Origin of the sequence: Megasphaera sp. MJR8396C, from assembly GCF_001546855.1 — a bacterium.
Taxonomy (GTDB): domain Bacteria; phylum Bacillota; class Negativicutes; order Veillonellales; family Megasphaeraceae; genus Megasphaera.
Genome location: NZ_KQ958145.1, coordinates 1 through 24,202, shown reverse-complemented (window position 1 = coordinate 24,202; position 24,202 = coordinate 1). Strand labels below are relative to the sequence as shown.

General features: G+C 54.3%; 22 protein-coding genes. 21 read left to right on the top strand and 1 reads right to left on the bottom strand.

The features are described from left to right. The 3 genes from HMPREF3201_RS00935 to HMPREF3201_RS00925 all read left to right on the top strand — a co-directional run. Positions 1-1,135: outer membrane insertion signal (locus HMPREF3201_RS00935; RefSeq protein WP_369794820.1), on the top strand; the 1,135-nt coding region annotated here is incomplete at its 5' end. A gap of 260 nt (positions 1,136-1,395) precedes the next feature. Beyond that, positions 1,396-1,920: a ribosome hibernation-promoting factor, HPF/YfiA family gene (gene hpf, locus HMPREF3201_RS00930; protein ID WP_062411300.1), complete on the top strand. Its 525-nt coding sequence runs from the start codon at positions 1,396-1,398 to the stop codon at positions 1,918-1,920. A gap of 227 nt (positions 1,921-2,147) precedes the next feature. Continuing rightward, on the top strand, positions 2,148-2,741 hold the full coding sequence (locus tag HMPREF3201_RS00925; protein WP_062411299.1) for a TetR/AcrR family transcriptional regulator: 594 nt from the start codon (positions 2,148-2,150) through the stop codon (positions 2,739-2,741). Positions 2,742-2,846: 105 nt separating this feature from the next. On the opposite strand, the gene putP is transcribed toward HMPREF3201_RS00925, so the two are convergent. Next, complete coding sequence (gene putP / locus HMPREF3201_RS00920; protein ID WP_072271979.1) at positions 2,847-4,352, bottom strand: sodium/proline symporter PutP; 1,506 nt, start codon at positions 4,350-4,352, stop codon at positions 2,847-2,849. A 559-nt stretch (positions 4,353-4,911) separates the two neighbouring features. On the opposite strand from putP, the gene secA reads away from it, so the two are divergent. The 18 genes from secA to HMPREF3201_RS00830 all read left to right on the top strand — a co-directional run bounded on the left by secA (position 4,912) and on the right by HMPREF3201_RS00830 (position 24,154). Beyond that, positions 4,912-7,371, top strand: coding sequence for a preprotein translocase subunit SecA (secA, locus tag HMPREF3201_RS00915; protein WP_072271978.1), 2,460 nt, complete (start codon positions 4,912-4,914; stop codon positions 7,369-7,371). Between the two features lie 77 nt (positions 7,372-7,448). Continuing rightward, a protein-coding gene (prfB, locus tag HMPREF3201_RS00910) for a peptide chain release factor 2 (RefSeq protein WP_369794821.1) occupies positions 7,449-8,559 on the top strand; the annotation gives its coding sequence in 2 pieces (ribosomal slippage) (positions 7,449-7,493 and positions 7,495-8,559; 1,110 coding nt in all). Further along, on the top strand, positions 8,560-9,246 hold the full coding sequence (locus tag HMPREF3201_RS00905; RefSeq protein ID WP_062411298.1) for an LmeA family phospholipid-binding protein: 687 nt from the start codon (positions 8,560-8,562) through the stop codon (positions 9,244-9,246). Positions 9,247-9,260: 14 nt separating this feature from the next. Beyond that, positions 9,261-11,318: a DUF5693 family protein gene (locus tag HMPREF3201_RS00900; protein WP_062411297.1), complete on the top strand. Its 2,058-nt coding sequence runs from the start codon at positions 9,261-9,263 to the stop codon at positions 11,316-11,318. After that, complete coding sequence (csaB, locus tag HMPREF3201_RS00895; protein ID WP_062411296.1) at positions 11,311-12,444, top strand: polysaccharide pyruvyl transferase CsaB; 1,134 nt, start codon at positions 11,311-11,313, stop codon at positions 12,442-12,444. Before HMPREF3201_RS00900 ends, csaB begins: the two co-directional genes overlap by 8 nt. Next, positions 12,441-13,127, top strand: a complete 687-nt coding sequence (ftsE, locus tag HMPREF3201_RS00890) for a cell division ATP-binding protein FtsE (RefSeq protein ID WP_062411295.1) — start codon at positions 12,441-12,443, stop codon at positions 13,125-13,127. The genes csaB and ftsE overlap by 4 nt, the downstream gene beginning before the upstream one ends. Then, complete coding sequence (gene ftsX, locus HMPREF3201_RS00885; RefSeq protein WP_062411294.1) at positions 13,117-14,004, top strand: permease-like cell division protein FtsX; 888 nt, start codon at positions 13,117-13,119, stop codon at positions 14,002-14,004. Before ftsE ends, ftsX begins: the two co-directional genes overlap by 11 nt. Position 14,005: 1 nt before the next feature. After that, positions 14,006-15,190 (top strand): murein hydrolase activator EnvC family protein, encoded by a 1,185-nt coding sequence (locus tag HMPREF3201_RS00880; protein ID WP_062411293.1) that lies wholly within the window; start codon positions 14,006-14,008, stop codon positions 15,188-15,190. Positions 15,191-15,250: 60 nt separating this feature from the next. Further along, positions 15,251-16,408 (top strand): S41 family peptidase, encoded by a 1,158-nt coding sequence (locus tag HMPREF3201_RS00875; protein ID WP_062411292.1) that lies wholly within the window; start codon positions 15,251-15,253, stop codon positions 16,406-16,408. A 191-nt stretch (positions 16,409-16,599) separates the two neighbouring features. Further along, positions 16,600-17,874, top strand: a complete 1,275-nt coding sequence (obgE, locus tag HMPREF3201_RS00870) for a GTPase ObgE (RefSeq protein ID WP_062411291.1) — start codon at positions 16,600-16,602, stop codon at positions 17,872-17,874. Between the two features lie 12 nt (positions 17,875-17,886). Beyond that, the gene (locus tag HMPREF3201_RS00865; protein ID WP_062411290.1) at positions 17,887-18,180 is read left to right on the top strand and encodes a YhbY family RNA-binding protein; all 294 of its coding nucleotides are present in this window, start codon (positions 17,887-17,889) and stop codon (positions 18,178-18,180) included. Positions 18,181-18,190: 10 nt separating this feature from the next. Continuing rightward, a complete protein-coding gene (gene proB, locus HMPREF3201_RS00860; RefSeq protein ID WP_154254542.1) occupies positions 18,191-19,324 on the top strand; it encodes a glutamate 5-kinase in 1,134 nt (377 codons plus the stop codon). A 15-nt stretch (positions 19,325-19,339) separates the two neighbouring features. Next, positions 19,340-20,584: a glutamate-5-semialdehyde dehydrogenase gene (locus tag HMPREF3201_RS00855; RefSeq protein ID WP_062411289.1), complete on the top strand. Its 1,245-nt coding sequence runs from the start codon at positions 19,340-19,342 to the stop codon at positions 20,582-20,584. 147 nt (positions 20,585-20,731) lie between these two features. Next, positions 20,732-21,373 (top strand): nicotinate-nucleotide adenylyltransferase, encoded by a 642-nt coding sequence (gene nadD / locus HMPREF3201_RS00850; RefSeq protein WP_062411288.1) that lies wholly within the window; start codon positions 20,732-20,734, stop codon positions 21,371-21,373. Next, the gene (gene yqeK / locus HMPREF3201_RS00845) at positions 21,331-21,936 is read left to right on the top strand and encodes a bis(5'-nucleosyl)-tetraphosphatase (symmetrical) YqeK (RefSeq protein ID WP_062411287.1); all 606 of its coding nucleotides are present in this window, start codon (positions 21,331-21,333) and stop codon (positions 21,934-21,936) included. Before nadD ends, yqeK begins: the two co-directional genes overlap by 43 nt. Then, entirely contained in the window at positions 21,933-22,883 is a 951-nt protein-coding gene (locus HMPREF3201_RS00840; protein ID WP_062411286.1) for an LCP family protein, read from the top strand. Before yqeK ends, HMPREF3201_RS00840 begins: the two co-directional genes overlap by 4 nt. Positions 22,884-22,911: 28 nt before the next feature. Continuing rightward, positions 22,912-23,295 carry a ribosome silencing factor gene (gene rsfS, locus HMPREF3201_RS00835; RefSeq protein WP_082709361.1) on the top strand — a complete coding sequence of 128 codons (384 nt, stop codon included), beginning with the start codon at positions 22,912-22,914 and terminating at the stop codon, positions 23,293-23,295. Between the two features lies 1 nt (position 23,296). Continuing rightward, positions 23,297-24,154, top strand: a complete 858-nt coding sequence (locus tag HMPREF3201_RS00830; protein WP_062411285.1) for a CvfB family protein — start codon at positions 23,297-23,299, stop codon at positions 24,152-24,154. Positions 24,155-24,202 lie beyond the last annotated feature (48 nt).

Sequence of the window (24,202 nt, the reverse complement as noted above, 5' to 3'; positions counted from 1 at the left end):
CATCACTCGTTACGAAGCCGCTGAAATGGTCGCAAAAGCTATGGCTCACATGGACAAAGCTTCTGTTGAACAGCGCGCCCTCATCAACAAATTGGCTGATGAATTCGCTGACGAACTCAACAACCTCGGCGTTCGCGTAAGCGCTTTGGAAAACCGCGTTGGCAACGTTAAATTGACGGGTGACGCTCGTGTTCGTTATCGTTACCAGAAAGACAGCAACGACAACGACAATTCTTGGGATTATCGTGTTCGCCTCCGTGCTAATGCACAGGTTAACGACCGCACGAAGGTTACTTACGGTATCGAATCCGCTCATTCCTTCGCTGACAATGGCCCGGCTAACGAAAACGATTCTACCTACACTGACCGCGCTAACGTTGAATACCAGCTCGGCAAAGACTGGACTGTAACGGCTGGCCGTTATAACTACCAGATGGGCGGCGACAACTCTTACGGCTTCTTCTATGGCGACGTCTTCGATGGCGCTCAGTTGCAGTACAAGAGCGACAGCTTCGCTTTGACCGGCGGCTATGGTAAATTCAAGAAGAGTGACGTAGCTGGTAAAGCTAATACCAGCGATACCATCAAAGATGGTATTGATGGTGTTAAGACGGCTTATGGCGTTGTAGAAGGCTTCTTCGGCAACGGTTCCTCCATCGGCGGTTACTACAACAACTTCAACCGTGCTGGCGGCAGCCATAGCGACGATTTCTTCAAATTTGACGATGCATGGGGCGCTTATGCAAGCATCAACCTCGGCAGCGACTGGAACGCTTTGGCTAACTACGAAAAATACAGCAGCACCAACGGCAGCGACGATCCGGCAATCTGGGTTGGCAAATTGACCTACGGTTCCGCTAACTTCGCTACTCCGAAGTCCTGGGATATCTGGGTTGAATACCTCAACGCTGACAACGGCTTCGCTGATGCTGATGGCAACTTCCTCGGCTCCACGAACAGCTGGAGAAACGATAGCCTCATGAACAACGTTAAATCTTGGGGCGCTGGTATCGACTACACCTTCGCTAAGAACGCTCAGTTCCAGGTAATGCAGTCCTTCGCATCTAGCTCGAAGGATAACAGCACCAAGGATCCTGAAGAAGAAACGCGTGCTCAGTTCGTATTCGTATTCTAATCTTTAGAATACCGATATTCGTTTCACAATCAAAAGGCTCTGTCTTCGGACAGGGCCTTTTTTGCGCCCTTTTTCAGGTCCGGGTAGGAGACCATGCCGAGACATCTGGAACTTTTTCAAAGGAATGTAAAGTTTTTCTGTTTTTTGAGAAGGATTTCGCCTTTCCTTGTTGAATACTATAAGTATAAGGGAGGCTGAATGGAAGTGAGGCACCATCCATTTTCCACACAGGCTCTCTCCAAGAAAGGAAGGGATGTTTTATGGCAACCATCGTTAGAGGTAAGAATTTAGAAATTACGCCGGCCTTGAAAGATCACGTTGAAAAACAGGAAAAGAAAGTCACGAAATACTTTGATAACGAAGTCAATGTCCAGGCCCTGCTTTCTGTAGAAAAAGATCGTAAAGTCGCTGAAATCACATTGAAAGTAGACGGCGTCGTCCTTCGTGGTGTCGAAGGCAACGACGACATGTATGCTGCTATCGACTTAGTCTACGATAAGCTGGTCCGCCAGATTCATAAATACAAGACGAGAATCGCCCGCCGCATGAAGAAAGGTACCTTCAACGCTGCCCTCATCGAAGGCCCGGCTGTACCGGAAGAACCTTTTGAAGTCGCTCGTGTCAAGAAATTTGCCGCTCGTCCCATGGACGTCGAAGAAGCTATCTTGCAGATGAACCTCGTCGGCCACGACTTCTTCGTATTCCTCAATTCCAAGACCGATACCATCAGCGTCGTTTACAAACGGAAACACGGGAAATACGGCCTCATCGAACCGGAATACTAAGGTCTCGAGACCTCTCACCGAAGATAAATAACAGATGAATGAAAAACGGCCCTCAACCGCAAATGGTTGGGGGCCGTGCTTCGTCTTAGGCAGAACGCTGCCGCGTTTTCTATACTGAATAATATTGGACTGCATGGGACTTATGCCACACTTATATAAATAGAGTAGCGAAAAAGTAAAGAAAAAATGGTACAATAAGGGAAAGCCAGAAAGGAGGCTAAGAAAAAATGAAATTAAGCGGTCATGAAGACCTGCGTGTACAAAAGACGATTCAGTCGATTCGGACGGCCTTTTCGGTCATGCTCTTAAAGGAGGATTATCGGAAGATTACCGTTACGGCACTTTGCCGTCAGGCTGTGATTAATAAAAAGACTTTTTATCGCTACTATGATAGTGTCGATGCCTTATTGGAAGAAATCCTCAGTGAATTTTCTAAGGGCTATGTCGACATCCTTGCCGATTATCGGTTGCCGGAGGATCTGGATAAGATCAACGCTGCCTTTTTTCATTATGCTGTCCATCAGGGACCGCTGTATGAAAAGATTCTCTGCTCCGTATCGTATCAGCATCTGAGCAGTCACTTAGTGGAAGAATATATTGCCAAGAGTTGGGGGACGGCTCCGGCTTTTCAACAATTGAGCCCCGGTGAACAGGAACTGTTTACGACGTTCATCCATGCTACGGGACTGTCGATGTATCGTCAATGGGTCGAAGGCGGGAAAAAGATTTCCCTTGAAGAAGTCATTGAGATTACCAATAAACTGCTGAGCCAAGGCGTGTCAGGCCTGTTACAAGTACCTAATCCGGACAGCGATCAATAGTTGCTGCCGAGCATAAAAAATGCAGTCATCCATGGGGATGGCTGCATTTGTATTTGGCTGTCTGAAAACAGGGGTTATGCCAAGGTGATGCGATTTTCGACGATATTAGTTGTCTTCGCTGTGGAGGACGCTGATCTTGGGCGCGTGATGGATGGCCTGATCGAATTCGTCCTGGATTTCCTGACTGGCTCCGCCTTCGAACGTGCTGACGAGGTAGATGGCGGCCAGGGAGAAGAGGAAGCCCGGTACGATTTCATAGAGGCCGAACCAGTTGAACTGCTTCCAAATGAGGACTGTCAGACCGCCGACGATGATGCCGGCCAGGGCCCCATTTTTGGTCATCTTCTTCCAATACAGGGAGAGGAGGATTGTCGGGCCGAAGGCGGCACCGAAACCAGCCCAGGCGTAGGAGACCATGGTCAGGATGTAGCTGTCCGGATTGAGGGCCATGACGATGGCCAGGGCCGAGACGATGAGGACTGTCAGACGGCTGACGTAGATGAGTTCTCTGTCGCTGGCGTTCTTGCGGACGAAGGTGTGGTAGAAGTCTTTGGAAATGGCCGATGCCGTAACCAGGAGCTGGGACGAGGCCGTACTCATGACGGCGGCCAAAACGGCCGATAAGATGAGACCTGTGGCAAAGGGCGGGAAGAGCTGACCGCTCATGACTAAGAAGACCTTTTCCGAATCGGCACCGGTAAGGGGCGTGGTGACGACGACTTTGCCGACCAGGCCGACCAAGACGGCGGCAGCCAGGGAGATGACGACCCAGGTCATGGCGATGTGCTTCGATTTCTTTAATTCAGCCGGATCACCGATGGCCATGAAGCGGACCAGGATGTGGGGCTGGCCGAAGTAGCCGACGCCCCAGGCAAGCGCCGAGATGATGCCGATGATGCCTGTCGTCGACGTATCGGGCACCATGTCGAGGAGGTTCGGTGCCGTGTCGGCCAGACGGGTCATGACGGCTTCGCCGCCGCCAAAGGCGATCATGCCGACGACGGGGACCAGGACGATGGCCAGGAACATCATGCAGCCCTGAATGAAGTCGGTCCAGCAGACGGCCATGAAGCCGCCCAGGAAGGTGTAGACGACGACGACGCCAGCGCTGAGGAGGAGGGCCGAGAAGTAATCCATGCCGAAGACCGATTCAAAGAGCTTGCCGCCGGAGACGAAGCCCGACGACGTATAGATGAGGAAGAATACTAAGATGAAGACGGCAGAAATGATGCGGATGAGATTCTGGTCATCGTGGAAGCGGTTCTTTAAGTAATCGGGCATGGTCAGGCTATTGTTGGCCACTTCCGTATAGTTGCGCAGGCGCTGGGAGACAAAATGCCAGTTGAGGTAGGTGCCGATGGCGATGCCGATGGCAATCCACGACGCCGAAATACCCGTCGAGTAGGCGAAACCGGGCACGCCCATGAGCATCCAGCCGCTCATGTCGGACGCTTCAGCGCTCATGGAAGTGATCCACGGGCCCAGGCTGCGGCCGCCGAGGATATAGTCGCTCAGACGCTGTTGGGAGCGGGAATAATAAATGCCAATCGCCAGCATAGCCCCGAGGTAGAGGATGAAGGCGGCTGCGATGGACACATTGTACTGCATCATAATGGTGAAAACCCCTTTCAATTTATAGCTATATTATAAAGAATACATAAAGAATAAACCTATTTTAGCATATTCATGCGGCCTTGTATAGAATTTGTCAAGAGGGAAAGGGTGATTTCTTTTGAAGAGGCCGATGAAGAACGGGAAAGGTCTTAGCGTGTAAAAGTCACTATATAAGATGATATAAATAGAGCTCCTCTTTTTGGGAACGGTTGATGACCGGCCCTTTTTTTACTATAATGGGGGAAAGATTGAAGCGGACAGTCCGAAAAAGGCCTGACTGAACGAAAGCGGAAATCCGCAGTGAGCGGACTTATTTTGGCGATAGAGGCTTGCCTTGTACTTGCGTATTGACAACAGACGACAAAAATACGACAAAAAAATTTGATAAAAATAGATGAAATGCCAGGCCTGAAAGGGCTCGGAAACCGGAAAAACGGCGGAACTGCCTAATTTCCTTCCATCTATTGCAAAGTATGACGCTCACGGGGTATAATGTATAATTGATATGATATAACAGAGTAGATTGCAGATTTTGTAAATTGGAGGTCTCGGATAGGTGTTAAATAAACTCATACAAAGACTGCTCGGAAATAATACGGAGCATGAACTGAAGAAGATGTGGCCCATCGTTCGCCGCATCAATGATCTGGAGCCGAAATTAGCCGGATTGAGCGATTCGTCGCTGCAGGAAAAGACCTTTGAATTCAAAAATCGTCTGGCAGCCGGTGAAACGCTGGATGATATTCTGCCCGAAGCCTTTGCCGTCGTTCGTGAAGCATCCCGTCGGGTAACGGGGATGCGTCATTTTGACGTCCAAATCCTGGGCGGTATCGTCCTCCATCGCGGGGATATCGCCGAAATGCGTACTGGTGAAGGGAAGACCTTGGTCGCTTCTCTTCCGGTATACCTCAATGCCTTGACCGGTAAGGGCGTCCACGTCGTCACCGTCAATGACTACCTGGCTACCCGTGACAGTGAAGACATGGGCCGTATCTATAAGTTCCTCGGCCTTTCCGTCGGCCTCATCGTCCACGACCTGACCTATGAACAGCGCCGCCGGGCTTACAACGCCGACGTTACCTATGGGACGAACAACGAATTTGGTTTCGACTACCTGCGTGACAACATGGTTATCAGTGCCGACCAGATGGTACAGCGGCCGCTGAACTACTGTATCGTCGACGAAGTGGACTCGATCCTCATCGACGAAGCGCGGACGCCGCTGATCATTTCCGGGCCCGGTGAAAAATCGACCGAATTGTACAGCACCCTGGCTGCCATCGTCAAGCACTTCGATAAAGAAGACTACACGATGGATGAAAAGCAGAAGACCATCGCCCCGACCGATTCCGGTGTCGCCAAAGTCGAAAAGATGCTCGGCATCAGCAACATGTTCGACAACGAACACCTCGATTTGAACCACCTGGTCATCCAGGCCCTGCGGGCTCGCTTCATGATGCACCGCGACAAGGACTACGTCGTTAAAAACGGCGAAATCGTCATCGTCGACGAATTTACGGGCCGTCTCATGTTCGGCCGCCGTTACAGCGATGGCCTGCATCAGTCCATTGAAGCTAAGGAAGCCGTCAAGGTCCAGGGCGAAAGCAAGACTTTGGCTACGATTACCTTCCAGAACTACTTCCGTATGTACGACAAGCTGGCCGGCATGACCGGTACGGCTAAGACGGAAGAAGACGAATTCAATAAGATTTATAAGCTCGACGTCTACGTCATTCCGACCAATAAACCGGCCATCCGTAAGGACTTGCCCGATGTCATCTATAAGACCAAGAACGCCAAGTACCGCGCCGTCGTGCGGGAAGTCATCAAGCGCCATGCCACGGGCCAGCCGATCCTGGTCGGTACGACGTCGATCAATCAGTCGGAAATCTTAAGTCAGCTCCTCAATAAAGAAAATATCGTTCACAACGTGCTGAACGCCAAGTACCATGAAAAAGAAGCTGAAATCATCAAGAACGCCGGTCAGCGCGACATGGTCACCATTGCTACCAACATGGCCGGCCGCGGCACGGATATCAAGCTCGGCGAAGGTGTTGCCGACCTCGGCGGCCTGATGATCATCGGTACGGAACGCCACGAAAGCCGTCGTATCGACAATCAGCTGCGCGGTCGTGCGGCCCGTCAGGGCGACCCGGGGACGACGCAGTTCTTCCTGTCCCTGGAAGACGACTTGATGCGTATCTTCGGCTCGGAAAACATTTCCCGCTTCATGGATAAGCTGGGCATGGATGAAGACGAACCGATTACGGCCAACATGATTACCCGGTCCATTGAAAAGGCTCAGAAGAAAGTCGAAAGCCACAACTTTGAAATCCGTAAATACGTCCTTGAATACGACGACGTCATGAACCAGCAGCGTGAAGTATTGTACAACCAGCGCCGCCAGGTCCTGACCGCCGACGACCTCAAGGATACGATCATGGGCATGGTCGACGACATCATTCTGTCGGAACTCGACAAGTATGCCGATGAAAAACTGTATCCGGAAGAATGGGACTTTGCCGGCCTCTTGGCCCAGATGCAGCAGTACTTCGTACCGAAGCACGCCGTCACCGTCGAAGAACTGGAAAATATGAGCCGTGTCGAAGTTCAGGAAAAATTGAAGAAAATCGCTGTCGATCTCTATGAAGAACGGTTCAACGAATTTGGCGAACAGACCATGAAGGAACTGGAAAAGGCCGTCATGCTCCGCGTCGTCGACAGCAAGTGGATGGATCACCTCGACGCCATGGATGCCTTAAAAGAAGGGATCAACCTCCGCGCTTACGGTCAGAAGAACCCCTTGGTCGAATACAAATTCGAAGCCTACGAAATGTTCTCGGAAATGGTCGAATCGATCAAGCGGACGGTCATTACCTTCCTGTACCACATTCAGGTTACGTACAGCAAGCCCGTACCTCAGGCCGAAGACCACCTGCAGGGCGCTCATGAAGTCCACGAAGAAAGCAAACCCGTCAGCGCCGAAGACATTCAGCGCGATGAAGAACAGAAATAAACCGAAGGCCCAGGCTTACCCGGCCGATAAACGATATTTAACTGAAAAGTTGGTGATTAATTGTGTTACTGGATGAAATGCGTAAACCGCTGGAAGATTTAAAACAAAGAATACAAGAAATCGGGGATTCACTTTAACTTACCTCGGAAAAAAGAACGGATCATGGATTTGGATATCCAGATGAGTGATCCTTCATTCTGGAACGACCCGGACAAGGCCAAGCAGATTTCTCAGGAAGCGACCCTGCTCAAGACCGAAGTCGAAGGCCACGAAACGCTGGTCCGCAAAGCCGATGACCTCATCGACTACCTCGACATGGCCATGGAAGACGGCGACGCCTCCTTTGCCGCCGACATCGAAAAGCAGTACAACGACCTCTTGCGGGACATTGAAAAGCGGGAAGTCCTCTTGCTGTTGTCCGGCGAGTACGACAACTGCAACGCCCTCATTACCTTCCACGCCGGTGCCGGCGGAACGGAAGCCCAGGACTGGGCGCAGATGCTGATTCGCATGTATACCCGCTGGGCCGAACGGAACGGTTATAAACTGACTGTCCTCGACATGCAGCCCGGCGACGAAGCGGGCATCAAGAGTGCAGCCTTCCGCGTCGAAGGCGACTATGCTTACGGCTATTTGAAATCGGAAAAAGGCGTTCACCGCCTGGTCCGCATTTCTCCTTTTGACGCCGCCGCCCGCCGCCATACGTCCTTTACGGCCGTCGATGTCATGCCGGAACTGCCTGACGACGTAGAAGTCGAAATCAATATGGACGACGTCCGCGTCGACTACTTTAGAGCCTCCGGTGCCGGCGGCCAGCACGTCAACAAGACGAGTTCCGCCGTCCGCATGACCCACATTCCGACGGGCATCGTCGTCCAGTGTCAGAATGAACGGTCCCAGCTCCAGAATAAGGAAATGTGCCTGAAATACTTACGGGCTAAGCTCTTTGAATTAGAACAGGAAAAACAGGAAAAACTGAAGGCCGAAATCGGCGGCGTCCACCAGGCAATCGAATGGGGGAGCCAGATTCGGTCCTACGTATTCCACCCCTACAACCTGGTCAAGGATCATCGGACCAACGTCGAAACGGGGAATATCCAAGCCGTCATGGACGGCGACCTCGATATCTTTATCGAAGGCTATTTACAACAGGCTAAGGAAAAGAAGTTATCGAAGCAGGAGCCTTAAATGAAGAGATGGATCATTGTCTGTGTCCTGGCTGCGGTCTTTTTGGTCGGCGCCAACTCTTTTGCGCCGCAACTGGCCGAAGTCGGTCTGTCACAGGCGTTGTCTACTAAATTTAATTTGCAAAACGATGACGTCCGCGTCCAGGCATCGCCGGGAGCCAAGATTTTTCTCGGCGATATCGACGCGGTTACCGTTCATGCCACGAATTTTATGGCCGGCGATTTGAAGTTCGCCAATTTTGACAGTAACCTCTATGGTGTTCACTTCCAGCCCCTCCAGGCCCTGGTCTATCAGGAACTGCGGGTGACCCGCGTCGACAGCGGGGATATGACGGCGTCCATTCGCCGCGAAGACTTAGAGGCCTATCTGGTCAAGAAAATCGACGGCCTGAGCGATCCGAGCGTTACCTTTGAAGGCGACTCGGTCCGCGTTCAGGGCAAGGTCAAGCTCGGCGGACTCGTATCGGCCCGGGCTGACGTCCGCGGCCATTTTGGCATGAAGGGTACTAAATTGATGTTCATCCCCGAGGCGGTGACCGTCGAAGGGCTGGGCATGCAGGTCAGCTCGACCAAGCTGGCCAGTGCAGAGATTTACGATTTTACGGATTTCCCCTTGGGAATCCAGCCTGATCGCGTCGTCCTCCACGACGGTCTGTTGACCATTCACGGCCAGGTGAGCAATTCATAGATAAGGTGAAGAGAATGACAAACATAAATAAACGCAGTATGCGGGTCATGATGCTGATCGTGTTCATCGGTCTCATCACGGCAATCGGCCTGTGCATACAGCGCAATGCCGTAGAAAATCAGTCGACGACAATTGAACAGGCGATGGACTTTGATGCCGTCGTCTTGATGGCCCGTAATGACGGTTACGATTTGGACACTGCCCTGCAGATGGCCCGCGATGCCGGAGTTACGAGCTTTACCATTTATGATACGACGCTCAACAAGCTGACCCAGCGCGGGGAACTGTCGCTGGTTACGAAATTGGGGGCTGATCTTTATTATCCCCAGTTCGGTATTACCGATAAGTCCTATGACTACTACCTTATCGGCAAACCTCAGGGCGAAAAGGACCTCTATTTTGATGAAGTCGTGTCCGACCTTGCCGTCCGCCTCGGCAACGATAAGGTCAAGGTCATGTCCAACGGTGCCTACCGCATTGCCGGCATCAAGGGCGTCATGCCCGGTCTCGGCGACGTCAACCTGGGCATCATGAGCGCCGATGCCAAGATCATCAGCGACCACGGTTTCTATGTCATCCTGCGGCCGACGAATTACAGCAACCCGACGAAAGCCGATGTCGACCATTTCTTTGAACGGGCCGACCAGATTAAAGACGTAACGGGTATCATGTTCGTCGGAAAAGAAGTCCTGGGCTACACGCCGGTAGCCGGCGAACGCAAGGATATGCTCGACTATACGGCTGACAATTTAAATCGCCGCGACATTCCTTTCTACATGATCGAATCTGTCGACCAGCTGCAGTACAACCAGCAGGACGGCATGTACGACTTGTCGGGTCTCGTTCATTATCGGACAGCCCGGGTCTATGCCATGGCCAAAGAAGAACTGGATAAGATTACGCCGGAAGAAGCAGCCATGCGCTTTTACATCAGCGACCTCGAACGAAACGTCCGGGTCAATCTCTACCCCTTGTATAAGAAACCGCTCCACGGGATGAACCTGACCCAGACCAACTTCTCCTACATCAAGATGGTGTCGGATAAGCTGACTGAACGCGGCTATACCCTGGGCCGGGCTTCGATTATGGAAGCCTACTATCCGAACCGCCTGCTCCTGGCCGTCGTAGCAGCGGCAGCGGCCTGCGGATTCGTCTTCGTCCTCAACCTGCTCGTTCCCTTGAAGGACCGGCAGAATTATATCCTCATGGCCCTTGGCATCATCGTCGCCGTCATCGGCGCCTTCGTGGCCAAAGGGGCCTTGTTCCTCCAGACCTGGGCCATCGGGTGCGCCTCGGCAGCGCCGACGGCAGCCATCCTGTTGTCCCTCGATCACTGGAAAAAGAAGAAGCTCACGGGAAAACTCGGCTACGGCCGGGTCATCCGCGACGGCACGCTGGGACTCCTCTTTGCCGTGGCTGTCTCCATGATCGGCGGTCTCTATATCGCCGCCATGCTGGGCAACATCCGCTTCTTCATGGAATTTGATTTTTACCGCGGCGTCAAACTGACCTTCATCCTGCCGCTCTTATTGGTCGCCATCGGCTACTTGCGCCGGTTCCCCCTCATGGGGCAGTCCATCGCCTCGCCGCAGGATCTCAAGGTCTTTGCCAAAGACTTTCTCAATATCCCCATTAAGATGGGCACCATCCTGCTCCTGGCCGTCATTGCCTTAGTCGGCGTCGTCTTCGTCGGCCGCAGCGGTCATACGTCGGGTGTTCCCGTACCGGGGATTGAAGTCGCCATGCGCCGCTTCTTAGAAAATGTTATGTATGCTCGGCCGCGGGAAAAGGAATTTCTCATCGGTCATCCGAGCTTTTATCTCATGGTAGCTGCTTTGTACCGTAAATGGCCGCAGCTGCTGCACTTCTTCCTGGTCATCGCCGCCGCTATCGGCGTCGGCTCCATGGTGGAAACCTTTGCCCATATCCGGACGCCTTTCCTCATGTCCTTTATTCGCGGCATCAACGGCTGGGTAACGGGGATGGTCATCGGCATTGCCCTGATCATCGCCATTGCCGTCGTCCGCTACGTCACGACGTGGCTGGGAAAGCAGGTGGACCATCGTGACTAGGGTCGTCATTTCCGGCTATTACGGCTTTGCCAATGCCGGCGACGAAGCCATGTTGGCGGCCATCGTCGGCTCGTTAAAAGACATCATTCCCGATGTGGCGATTACGGTCATTACCGGCAACTGCCGCATGACACGGGAAAATCATAAGGTACAGGCTGTTCATCGCCTGAATTTCTTTGCTATCGCAGCGGCCATTCGCCGCTGTGATATTCTTATAAGCGGCGGAGGAAGCCTGCTTCAGGACGTGACCAGCGCCCGCAGCCTCTATTACTACTTGTGGATCATGAAGATCGCCTTGTTCTTTAAAAAGCCGGTCATGCTCTACGCTCAGGGCATCGGTCCCGTCCGCGGCATCAAGGCCCGGGAAGCCGTGCAGAAAGTACTGCAGCGCGTTTCCGTCATCGGCGTCCGCGACCGCGATTCGAAGGCAGAGCTCATGGACATGGGCGTGACCCGTCCGCCGATTCACGTGACGGCCGACGCCGTCTTGTCCATGCATCCCGTCGATAAGGCCATCGGCCTTCAGATTCTGGAGCAAAAGGGAATTACCGGCAGCCGCCGGCGCGTCGGCATTGCCGTCCGCAACTGGCAGGGCCATCAGGCCTATAAAGACGCCATTGCCCAGGCGGCCGATACGTTGCAGCAGCGGGAAGACGTGGACATCATCTTCATTCCCATGCAGCATCCGGAAGACGTCGCCGCCGGCCGCGATATTGCCGATCGCATGAAGACGAGGGCCATCGTCCTCGACGACCGCTATTCGACGGTAGAATTCATGTCCCTCATGGGCTGCATGGATGCCGTCGTGGCCAACCGCCTTCACGCCCTCATCTTTTCGGCCCTCATGGAAACGCCGGCGACAGCCATTTCCTATGACCCGAAAATCGACAGCTTTATCCATCTCATCGGCGATCGGGTCTGCGGGACGACGGAATCGGTGACGGCAGAAGCCTTAGCCTCCCGCGTCAGTCAACAGCTGGCCCAGGGGGGACTCGAGCCGGCCATCAAGGCCCGCCTCAACCATCTGCGCCGCCAGTCCCTGCGAAATGCCTACCTGGCCCTGCGCATCTTAGAAGGGCGGGACGGCGTCCGCAAACGACTCGAACAGCATCGGAGGTCTCTATGATTGAATTTAAAAATGTATCCAAGGTCTACGACAATGGCTCCATTGCCCTCGACCAGGTGTCCCTTCATATCGGAAAGGGCGAATTCGTCTTCGTCGTCGGTGCCAGCGGTGCCGGCAAGTCGACGCTGATCCGCCTCTTGTCCCACGAAGAACTGCCGACGAAAGGTTCGGTCCTGGTCAACGGGATCGAAGTCAACCGTTTGGCCAAAAAGAGCGTGCCCTACCTGCGCCGCAAAATGGGGATCGTCTTCCAGGACTTCCGCCTCCTGCCCAATAAGACGGCTCAGGAAAATGTGGCCTTTGCCATGGAAGTCATCGAAGCGCCGCGCCGGGTCATTCGCCGCCGCGTCCGCGAAGTCCTCGACCTCGTCGGCCTCATTGGGAAAGCCGACGCCCTGCCCAAGAATCTCAGCGGTGGGGAACAGCAGCGCGTAGCCATTGCCAGAGCTATCGTCAATCGGCCGCTCTTACTCATTGCCGACGAACCGACAGGGAACCTCGACCCCGATACGTCCGAGGATATTGTCGAAGTCTTTAAGAAAATCAACCACATGGGAACGACGGTCCTCATGGTAACCCATGACAAGACCTTAGTCGACATGATGAATAAACGCGTCATCGAATTGGATGACGGCAAGGTCGTCCGTGACGAACAGCGAGGAGGATACGACGATGAAAATTAGAACCATGCATTACTACACCGTCGCTGCTTTCCAATCGTTTTGGCGCAACCGCTTTATGTCGGTGGCCTCCATTGCCACGGTCGCCTTATCCTTGTTCATCCTGGGCATCTTCATGACCCTCGTGGCCAATCTCGACTATTTTGCTGAAAATCTCGAAAGCCAGGTCGAAATCACGGTCTACCTCAAAGACGGTGCGACCCAGGCCGATATCGATAGTGTAAGCCATCGCCTTCAGGCCCTGCCGGACGTCAAGTCGGTCACCTTTACCGATAAGAATCAGGCCATGGACATCTTGAAGGAACGCATGAAAGACCAGCCGGGTATCCTCGATGCCTTGGAAGGGAAGAACCCCTTGCCCAGTTCTTTTGAAGTGACCTTTACCGAACCGGAAGCCGTACGGCGGACGGCGGATATCGTCGCCGATTACCCCGAAGTCGAAGGGACCCACTACGGCCAGGAAATCATTGAACAGCTCTTCCAGATCACGACCATCATCCGTTGGGGCGGCATTGCCCTCATCGTCTTCCTGACCCTGGCCATGCTGTTCATCATTTCCAATACCATTCGCCTGACCGTCTTTGCCCGGCGCAAAGAAATCGCCATCATGAAGTACGTCGGGGCGACGAACTGGTTCATCCGCTGGCCTTTCCTCTTAGAAGGCCTGTTCCTGGGCTTTATCGGCGGTATCATTGCCGACATCGCCCTCTATCAGTTCTACGACTTTGCTGTTACGGCCATTCACCAGTCCCTGGCCTTCTTACCGATGGTCAGCGTCTTTCCCTTTATGTACCGCACGGCAGGCGTCCTGTTGATCATCAGCATGGTCATCGGGGCCATTGGCAGTACCATTTCTCTGAAACGTTATATGAAGGTGTAATATGTTAAAAAAATACGTCATCCTGGCCGTGACCGCCGCCTTATTGACCCCCAACTTTGCCGTCTTTGGCGAAGACGAAGACTTGCAGAACCAGCTGTCGGACGTTCAGAACCGGATGGCTCAGGAAAGCGAGAAGAAGGCTCAGGCCGAAGCTGTCATCGGCAGCGTCAACGATCGGCTCTATGCCATCCAGCAGCAGCTCGAAGCGGCTCAGCGCGACTACCAGGCCGTGGCCAATGAACTGAAGGCGACGGAAGAAAAAATTGCCGCCACCCAGGCTGAACTGGAAAAGACCCAGGCCCGGCTCAAGGTGCGGGAAGGTGTCTTTACCAAGCGCGTCCGCGACATCTATATGCACGGCCAATTGAGCTATCTCGACGTCGTCCTCGGGGCCAAGGATTTCAGCGACTTTTCCAACCGCCTGGAATTACTGCGCCGTATCATCGACGCCGATATCACCTTGATTTCCGACATCCGTCAGGAACGGGCGGCCATTGAAACGGCCAAGCAGGAACTGGAAACCCAGCGTGCCCGCCAGGCCCAGCTCCGCGACCAGGCAGCGGCTAAGCGCGATGAAATCGAAAGCCGCCGCAAGGAACAGCAGGCCATTCTCTATCAGGCTCAGAATGATAAAGCCGTAGCCGAACAGGCTTATAACGAATACCAGCAGTCGTCGCAGGCCATTGCTGAAATGCTGCGCCAGCGTGCAGCCGACCGGGCGGCACAGGCAGCAGCAGCTGCCGCTCAGGCTTCGTCTGGCGGCGGTGGCGGCAGCAGTGACTCCTACCAGCCGGTCAGCGGCTCCGGAGCCATGATTTGGCCGGTCAACGGCGTCGTTACTTCGCCCTATGGCTATCGGACCCATCCAATCTTCGGGACGACAATCTATCACAGCGGCATGGATATCGGTGTCGATTACGGCACACCGGTCCATGCAGCCGACGGCGGTGTCGTCGTCGAAGCCGGCTGGATCAGCGGTTACGGCTATGCTGTCATCATCGACCACGGCAACGGCTTGTCGACCCTTTACGGCCATAATCAGGAACTGGCTGTCTCCGAAGGTCAGGCCGTTTCCCAGGGCCAGGTCATCGCCTATGCCGGCTCGACGGGCAACTCGACAGGCCCGCACGTTCACTTCGAAGTCCGTGCCAACGGGGACCCCGTCGATCCGTCAGCCTATTTATAAGTGTTTTTACTGCAGCTTGTCCGTTTCTCGCGGCCTTGATTTCCAAAGAAGGAGATATGAATGAATAAACAAACTATACGCCAGGCCTGGGAAAAAGTTCGCCGGCCCCTTGCCTTCTTTTGCAGCGGTATGATCGTCATGATTCTGGCCGTCTTCGGCATGTTTTGGTACTATACGGGCCGGGCGACTGCCATGTTTGAATTTTTCCGTACCTTGGAAATCATCGAAAGCCATTATGCGGAAAACGTCGACCGCAGTGCTCTCTTTGACGGGGCCCTGAACGGCATGGTCAGCACCTTGGGGGACAAGCATTCGGTCTACCTCGGCGGCGAGCTGTATAAGGACTTTTCGGCCCAGATGAGCGGCACCTATGCCGGCATCGGCGTCTACATCGGGTCCACTGATGACGGCGTCCTCATCGCCGGCGTCATGGACGACAGCCCGGCTGCCGAAGCGGGACTTCAGCGCGGCGACATCCTGGTATCTATCGATGGAACGCCGGTCGACGGCAATAAACTCGAAGACGTGTCTAAGCGCATCCGAGGGGCGGCCAATACCAGCGTCACCTTAGTCGTCCGCCGCGACGGCGAAGATAAGACCTTTACCGTCGAACGCCGTCAGATCCATGTACCGACCGTGGCCGGCAAGATGATTGAAGGCACGGACATCGGCTATATCCGCATCGCCGTCTTTGGTGAAGGAACGGCCGATGACTTTACCAAGGAATATACGAAGCTGCGCGAACAGGGGATGAAGAAGATGATCCTCGACCTTCGCGACAACCCCGGCGGCATCGTGGAACAGGCCGTCGGCGTAGCCAGCAACTTCGTCCCGCCCAACAGCACTATCGTGTCCTATACCGAACAGGACGGCAAAGTCGACCAGTACACGGCAGAAGGAACGAATGACCTCATTCCTCTCGTCGTCTTGGTCAATGAAAACTCGGCCAGCGCCTCTGAAATCATTGCTGGTGCCGTTCAGGACATGCAGCTCGGTCCCATCGTCGGCGTCAAGACCTACGGCAAGGGCACCGTACAAGGGGTCTTCCCCTTGAGCCAGCAGTCGGCCGTCAAGGTGACCGTCGCCAAGTATCGCACGACCAATGGCCGTGAAATCGACGGTGTCGGCATCGAACCGGACGTCGTCGTACCCCTTACGCCATCGGATCCGACGGATACGCAGTTTGAAAAGGCCTTGGAAATTATTAAGGAAAAATGACTTTACAGATTGGCAAATATGATTTAAAATTTTATCGTAAAGAGTCTCATGACTTTTTCGTACCCTTTCCGTTATCATAAGCGGAAAAGGGTCGGTTAATTTTGATATTGATGGACAGATAGACAGGAGACATGGTATATGTATGCTGTGTCTCTTTCTATATCCCCATGTATTTTCATATGAGGTGACCTATGTTTATAGACAGAGCAAGAATTTTTGTACAGTCCGGCAAGGGCGGCGACGGCATGAGCAGTTTCCGGCATGAAAAGTTCGTCCCCAAGGGCGGACCGAACGGCGGCGACGGCGGTCAGGGCGGCAACGTCGTTCTCGTCGCTGACCGCAACGTCAACACCCTCGTCGACTTTCGTTTTCGCCGCCTGTTCAAGGCCAAGCCCGGCGGAAAGGGCGAAGGCAGCAATAAGTACGGCAGAAACGCCGAAGACTTGTTGATTACCGTTCCTTTGGGAACGATCGTAAAAGATGAAGAAACGGGCCAGATCATGGCCGACTTGTCGCGGGACGGCCAACAGGCCATCGTCGCTAAAGGCGGCCGCGGCGGTCGCGGCAACTGGCATTTTAGAACGAGTGCCAATCGGACGCCGACCTTTGCCGAACGGGGCGAACCGGGAGAAGAACGGTGGCTGCGGCTGGAACTGAAAGTCTTGGCTGACGTCGGCCTCCTGGGCTATCCCAGCGTCGGCAAATCGAGCATCCTGAGAAAGGTTTCGGCAGCCCAGCCAGAAGTTGCAGCCTATCACTTTACGACCCTCAACCCGATCCTCGGCGTCGTCGATCTGCCCGATCACCGCAGCTTCGTCATGGCCGACATTCCCGGCCTCATCGACGGGGCCAGTGAAGGCGTCGGCCTCGGTCACGATTTCCTGCGCCATATCGAACGGACGAAGATCTTGATCCACGTCCTCGACGTATCGGGCATGGAAGGCCGCGACCCTATCGAAGACTATGAAAAGATCAACGCCGAACTTGCCAAATACAGCGAAAAACTGTCGCGCAAGCTCCAGATCGTAGCGGCTAATAAGATCGACCTCTTAACCGACGATTCAGACAACCTCGAGCGCCTCATGGACTACATGGCGGCCAAGGGCATCGAAGTCTATCCTATCTGCGCCGTAAGCGGCGACGGCATGGATAAACTGTTAGAACGGGTCTGGACCCTCCTTGAAGAATACGTCGAAGAAGCCGACGAAACGACGGAAGAAGTCGTCTATAAGGCTCAGAATAAGCCGGACTTTGAAGTGACCCGCGATACGGACGGGGCTTTCGTCATCACCGGCGCCCGCATTGAAAATTTGGTTGCCATGACCAACTTCGACGACGACCAGTCCCTGCGTCGTTTCCAGCGCATTTGGCGCTATATGGAGCTCGATAAGCTCCTCCAGGAACACGGCATCCAGGATGGCAATACGGTCCGCATTTACGCCATGGAATTCGAATACCACAAATAAAGGGAGACGTATATGAATAATAAAGACAGACAGCAGTTACGGGGGATGGCCAGCCTCATGCCGGCCGTCGTCCAAATCGGAAAAGACGGCTTAAGCGACGCCGTCATCGACAGTGCCAGAGCAGCGCTTACGGCGCGGGAATTGATTAAGGCCCACGTCCTCAATAACGCTAACCTTCCGACCAAAGAAACGATGGAAGACCTGGCCGATATGCTCGGTGCCGAATTGATTCAGGTCATCGGCCACTACGGCATTTTATTCAAGAAGAAAGATAAGAAATCGAAGTACGAATTTATTAAAGACTAGGACGTGAGGCATGGTGAACAGCAGACGCAGGGATTTTGACCACAAGAAGCGCATCGTCGTCAAGGTCGGATCCAGTACGATTTCCCATGGGACGGGCAAATTGAACTACCGCCGCATGGAGCATTTAGTCCGAGAATTGGCAGATTTGCAGAATCAGGGGAAGGAAATGATCTTGGTCAGCTCCGGGGCGACCAATGCCGGTATGGCCCCGCTTAATCTTGATCACCGACCGAAGTCGATTCGGGAAAAACAGGCCTTAGCCGCCGTCGGACAAGGTGTTCTCATGCACACCTATGAACGGCTGTTCCGCGAATACGGCCAAGTCGTCGGCCAGGTCCTTTTGACCCGCATGGACTCCCAGGACCGCAGCAAATTCATGCACTCGCGCAATGCCCTCCTGACTATGATCGATATGGGCATCATTCCCATCATCAACGAAAACGACGTCGTCGCCGTCGATGAATATAAGATCGGCGATAACGACACCTTGTCGGCCATGGTCAGTGGTCTCGTCGACGCCAACCTGCTCATCCTGTTGTCGGACATCGACGGTCTCTATACGGATAATCCCAGGACCCATTCCGATGCCAAAATCATTTCCTACGTCGATAATATCGATAAACACATTTACGACATTGCCGGCGACGCCGGTTCCTCCATGGGGACGGGCGGCATGTACACCAAAATCCAGGCGGCGGCCATTGCCACCGCAGCCGACGTCGACATGGTCATCGCCTCCGGGAGTGAAGACGACATCGTCAGCCGCATCTGCGCCGGTGAAGACGTAGGGACCTTGTTCAAAGCCAAGGAAACGCCGCTCCATTCGAAGAAGCGCTGGCTCGTTTCGGGCAGCAAGGCGACGGGAAAACTCATCGTCGATAAGGGCTGCCGCGACGCCATCATCGACAAGGGCTCGAGCCTCCTTCCGGTGGGCATCACCGCTGTCGAAGGCCTCTTTGAAGAAGGGGACATCGTCAGCGTCGTCTACGATGGATTGACCATTGCCAAGGGCATTTCCAACTACGGCAGTGTCCACATCAATGCCATCAAGGGCCGCCAGTCGGCAGATATCGCCGAAGTCCTCGGCCACAACGGCATCTTTGATGAAGTCATCCACCGCGACAATCTGGTCGTCATGTATTAGAAAGGGGTTTTTCCCATGATATCTGAAGTATACCGCAAGGGCCGCGACGCCAAAGAAGCATCGTACGTCCTGCAAACGGCCGGAACGGACGTCAAAAATAAGGCCCTGGCCTATATTGCCGATGCCCTCATGGCCCACAGCGACGCCATCCTGTCGGCCAACGCCGAAGATTTGAAGCGGGCTAAGGAAAAGGGGATGGCGCCGGCCATGGTCGACCGCCTGACCCTGACCAAAGAACGAATTTCGGCCATGGCCGAAGGCGTTCGCCAGGTCATCGACCTTCGCGATCCGTCGGGTATCGTCCTCGATGAATTTACGCGTCCCAACGGCCTTGCTATCAAGAAGGTCAGCGTTCCCTTAGGGGTCATTGCCATCATCTTTGAATCGCGGCCCAACGTCACCGTTGATGCGGCAGCCCTGTGCATCAAAGCCGGCAACGCCTGCGTCCTCCGCGGCGGCAGTGAAGCCATCGCCTCCAATACGGCCCTGACCTCGGTCATCCGTCAGGGACTGAAAGCGGCCGGCCTTCCGGAAAACAGTGTCAACATCATTGAAAATACGGACCGGGCCCTGGTCAAAGAGCTCCTTACCTTACGGGGCTTCATCGATTTGGCTATTCCCCGCGGCGGTGCCGGCCTGATCCGCATGGTCGTCGATACGGCCACCGTTCCCTGCATCGAAACGGGAAGCGGCGTCTGCCACGTCTATGTCGATAAGGATGCCGACCTTTCCATGGCCGTTAAGATCGTCGAAAATGCCAAGGTATCGCGGCCGTCGACGTGCAACGCCATGGAAACCCTCTTGGTCCACCGCGACGTCGCCAAGGACTTTTTAGAAACATTGGCACCGGTCATGAAAGACGATGCCGTCGAACTTCGCGGCGACGACGAAGCCCGGGCCGTCAGTGCCATGAAGGCCGCCGATGACGAAGACTGGGCGACGGAATACAACAGCCTCATCATGTCGGTCAAAGTCGTCGACTCTCTCGACGAAGCCTTGGACCACATCCGCCGCTTCAGCACTCACCACTCGGAAGCCATCGTGACCAATAATAAAGAAACGGCCGAAGCCTTCCAAAAATCCGTCGATTCGGCTGCGGTCTACGTCAACGCCTCGACGCGCTTTACCGACGGCTTCGAGTTCGGCTTTGGTGCCGAAATCGGCATCAGCACGCAGAAACTGCACGTCCGCGGTCCTATGGGCCTCGAAGCCTTGGTTTCGTATAAATACCTCATCGACGGCCAGGGTCAGATCCGCTGATGCTGCGCCTGCTTCGCGGTTACGGGCGGACTCTTCGCCAATATGCCGCTTCACCGAAAACACGATTTGAATACCGACACTATGCCAAGTTTTTATTGCTTTATGCGTTAGCCGTAGCTATCGCCTGGGGAGGAATCTATTTGTACCATGGAAATCACTAGGCTCGGCGTCATGGGGGGGACCTTTAATCCCATCCACTTAGGACACCTCATGATTGCCGAAGAAGCGCGCCAGGCCTTTCATTTAAAGAAGGTCCTGTTCGTGCCGTCGTACATTACACCCAATAAGGATGTCTGCGGTGCGACAGCCGAGCAGCGATTGGCCATGACGCGTCTGGCTACGGCTGACAACCCGTACTTTACCGTCAGCGATATGGAGATGCGCCGTCAGGGAAATTCCTATACGGTCGATACGCTGCGGCTTTTAAAAGAAATATACGGCCCGTCGCACAGCCTGTATTTCATCTCGGGGACCGATACGATCCACGACCTGCACAACTGGAACAATCCGGAGGAAATCCTCAGCCTGTGCCAGTTTATCGGTGCGACCCGTCCCGACGGCTCGGAACAGATCGATTCCATCATCTCGTCCTTTGGCGAGCTGGGGAAAAACATTCTCAAACTGCCGGTCCCGACGATGGAAATCTCTTCGACAGAACTCAGGCGCCGCATTCGCCTGGGCCTGTCCGTCCGCTATATGATGCCTTCGGCCGTCGTCGAATACATCAGAAAAAATGGAGTATATCAATGTACAACGAAGAATTCAAAGATGCCATCAAAGCAGATTTAAAACAATCCCTGACGCCGAATCGCTATACCCATGTCCTGGGCGTGGCCGCTGCGGCCCGGCACTTAGCCGACCGCTATGGCAGCGATGCCGATGCGGCGGAAGTAGCGGCCCTCCTTCACGATGCGGCCAAACAAAAGCCCCTCGAAGAGATGCAGGCTCTGGCCAGCCGCTCCTTTACGGACCTTCCGGCGCCGATCTTTAACATCGGCAGCCTGCTCCACGGCTATGCCGCCGTGACCTTGGCCCGGGAGAAGTACGGCATTGACGATCCCGATATCCTGGCCGCTGTGGCCCATCACACGACGGGTGCCGAAGCCATGGGAAAACTGGAAAAAATCATCTTCATGGCCGACTATATCGAAGTGAACCGCGACTTTGACGGCGTCGAAGCCCTGCGCCAGGCCGCCGAACGGGACCTCGATGAAGCCGTCCTCTTAGGCTACGATTCGACGATCCGCCACCTCCTCGACCAGAAGAAACCGATCTTCGTCGGCACGGTCACCAACCGCAACGCCCACATCAGCGCCATGATGAAAGAGGCAGCGAGGAAGGCCGGACGATGACACGAGAAAAGAGAAGAAGAATCTTAAACCGCATCTTGGCCGTCGTCGCTGCCGTGGCCATCTTCCTCGTCTGCCGCTCGGCCTATATCCACTTCACCAGTCCGGCGGCTCAGCCCGACGGTCCCGATACGACGCCGGCCAGCAGCAATGATTTCGTCCAGACCAGCGCCGATAAGCCGCTCTACGTGCTCCTCATCGGCACGGACGGAGAAAATCCTCAGCAGGCCAACTTCGTCGGCGTCGCCGCCATCAACAAGGATAAGAAGCACATCGACATCATCATGCTGCCTGACGACACGAAAATCGAAGGGCGCAAGGAAAAGGGGATCCAAGAACTGCAGGACGTCTACACTGAAGGCGGTATCAGCCTGGTACGGGCCGTCGTCGAAGACATCTTCCACATTCCCCTTCCGTACTACGCAGCCTTTACGCCGGAATCCTTCGCTAAGATGGTCGACATGAACGGCGGCGTGCCCCTCTACGTGGAAAAGAACATGTACCACGCCGACGCAGCCGGGGAAACGGACATCAACATCTTCCAAGGCTACCAGACCCTCGACGGCAAGGAAGCAACGGGCTATATGCGCTACCTCGACGGCAACGGCTATGTCTCGCGGACCCAGCGCCAGGAACGGTTCATCAAGAACTTCTATGAAGACCGGCAAAAGGACTTCGGTCTGAGCAATGCCTTCTTCATGTACCGCCTGTGGCACAACGTCGATTCCAATATCCCGGCCAAAGATATGGCCGAATTGGCCTTTGATTTCCGCAACGTCACGGCCGACAACATCAACTTCTACATCCTGCCCGGCGAAATGGCCCAGGGCGGCAAGAACAGCGACAATAAATATTACTGGACCTACGACCCGGTCGAAGTCCAAAAAGTCATCGGCCGGACCAACAACGCCATCTCGGCAGCTCCGACGCCCGATGATAAACAATCTTAAATTCGTATAAAAAGGAGACTTTTCATATATGCCAATTACCATGAAACCAGCTAACGCTGAACCGATGAAAGAATTATCCAGCTATGAAATCGTCTGCGCTGCAGCCGACGACAAGAAAGCCTGGAACATCGCCGTCCTGGACATCAAGGATTCGTCCCTCATGGCCGATTACTTCGTCATCTGCAGTGCCCGCAACAACCGTCAGACCCAGAGCATTGCCGACAACATCGAAGAACAGATGGAAAAGAACGGCTATCCCATCCTCCACGTCGAAGGCTACCACGAAGGCAAGTGGATCCTCATCGATGCCGGTGAAGTCATTGCCCACGTCTTCGTCGAACAGGAACGCCAGTATTACGACCTGGAAAACTTGTGGGCCGACGCACCGCGGATCGACTACGAAGGTGAATAATATGACGACACTTCAAGAAAACAGCATCGCGACGTTAGAAGTCCTGCGCCAAAGCGAGATGGGTGCCTTTTTGGACGGCGGCACGGGCAATACCAATGACGACATCCTCCTCCATATCAATCAGCAGACGGAAGAGGTCCATATCGGCGATTCGGTGACGGTCTTTCTGTACCACGACCCATCGGGCCGCCTTACGGCGTCCATGCGCCTGCCCAAGATCAAGATCGGCCAGATCGGTTATGCGCCGGTCATCAATACGACGCGCTTCGGCGCCTTCGTTGACGTCGGAACGGAACGAGGCATCTTCATGCCCTTTGCCGAAATGAAAGGCCGCCCTAAAGAAGGGGAGTACGTCTGGGTCAAACTCTATGAAGACAAGTCCCACCGCCTGGCCGTGTCGATGGAAGTCGAAGACGAAATGCGCCGGGCCTCGCGGGCTGCGACAGATGCCAAAGTCGGCGACTGGGTCGAAGGGGCCATCTACAACATGACCGATCAGGGGGCCTACCTCATGACCCGCGAACGGTGGATCGCCTTTTTGCACCGCAGTGAATTCAACGGACCGATCCTCATCGGCCAGATGATCAAGGGCCGCATCACCTTCCTGCGCGAAGACGGGCGCATCAATATTTCCCTGCGCCAGACCAAGGAAAATGCCATCAATCCCGACGCCGAGAAGATCCTGCAGTTCCTCGAACAGCGCAAGGGCAAGATGCCCTATGGCGACAAGACGGCACCGGCCGTCATCAAGGCCAAATTCGGCCTCAGCAAGGCTGCTTTTAAACGGGCCTTGGGTCATCTCATGAAAGAACAGAAAGTCCGCCAGGAAGAAGGCTGGACCTATTTAGAAACGAAATAGACGCGAAGAGCTCCCTCCATGATGTGACCCCAAAAAGTTAGACCTAGC

Bases quoted from the DNA above. Each gene is read 5' to 3' on its own strand.
- yqeK (WP_062411287.1), top strand. From the start codon at position 21,331: ATGTACAACGAAGAATTCAAAGATGCCATCAAAGCAGATTTAAAACAA.
- HMPREF3201_RS00855 (WP_062411289.1), top strand. From the start codon at position 19,340: ATGATATCTGAAGTATACCGCAAGGGCCGCGACGCCAAAGAAGCATCG.
- hpf (WP_062411300.1), top strand. From the start codon at position 1,396: ATGGCAACCATCGTTAGAGGTAAGAATTTAGAAATTACGCCGGCCTTG.
- putP (WP_072271979.1), bottom strand. From the start codon at position 4,352: ATGATGCAGTACAATGTGTCCATCGCAGCCGCCTTCATCCTCTACCTC.
- ftsE (WP_062411295.1), top strand. From the start codon at position 12,441: ATGATTGAATTTAAAAATGTATCCAAGGTCTACGACAATGGCTCCATT.
- HMPREF3201_RS00865 (WP_062411290.1), top strand. From the start codon at position 17,887: ATGAATAATAAAGACAGACAGCAGTTACGGGGGATGGCCAGCCTCATG.
- HMPREF3201_RS00900 (WP_062411297.1), top strand. From the start codon at position 9,261: ATGACAAACATAAATAAACGCAGTATGCGGGTCATGATGCTGATCGTG.
- proB (WP_154254542.1), top strand. From the start codon at position 18,191: ATGGTGAACAGCAGACGCAGGGATTTTGACCACAAGAAGCGCATCGTC.
- rsfS (WP_082709361.1), top strand. From the start codon at position 22,912: ATGCCAATTACCATGAAACCAGCTAACGCTGAACCGATGAAAGAATTA.
- obgE (WP_062411291.1), top strand. From the start codon at position 16,600: ATGTTTATAGACAGAGCAAGAATTTTTGTACAGTCCGGCAAGGGCGGC.
- HMPREF3201_RS00840 (WP_062411286.1), top strand. From the start codon at position 21,933: ATGACACGAGAAAAGAGAAGAAGAATCTTAAACCGCATCTTGGCCGTC.
- nadD (WP_062411288.1), top strand. From the start codon at position 20,732: ATGGAAATCACTAGGCTCGGCGTCATGGGGGGGACCTTTAATCCCATC.
- HMPREF3201_RS00905 (WP_062411298.1), top strand. From the start codon at position 8,560: ATGAAGAGATGGATCATTGTCTGTGTCCTGGCTGCGGTCTTTTTGGTC.
- HMPREF3201_RS00875 (WP_062411292.1), top strand. From the start codon at position 15,251: ATGAATAAACAAACTATACGCCAGGCCTGGGAAAAAGTTCGCCGGCCC.
- ftsX (WP_062411294.1), top strand. From the start codon at position 13,117: ATGAAAATTAGAACCATGCATTACTACACCGTCGCTGCTTTCCAATCG.
- HMPREF3201_RS00925 (WP_062411299.1), top strand. From the start codon at position 2,148: ATGAAATTAAGCGGTCATGAAGACCTGCGTGTACAAAAGACGATTCAG.
- HMPREF3201_RS00880 (WP_062411293.1), top strand. From the start codon at position 14,006: ATGTTAAAAAAATACGTCATCCTGGCCGTGACCGCCGCCTTATTGACC.
- HMPREF3201_RS00830 (WP_062411285.1), top strand. From the start codon at position 23,297: ATGACGACACTTCAAGAAAACAGCATCGCGACGTTAGAAGTCCTGCGC.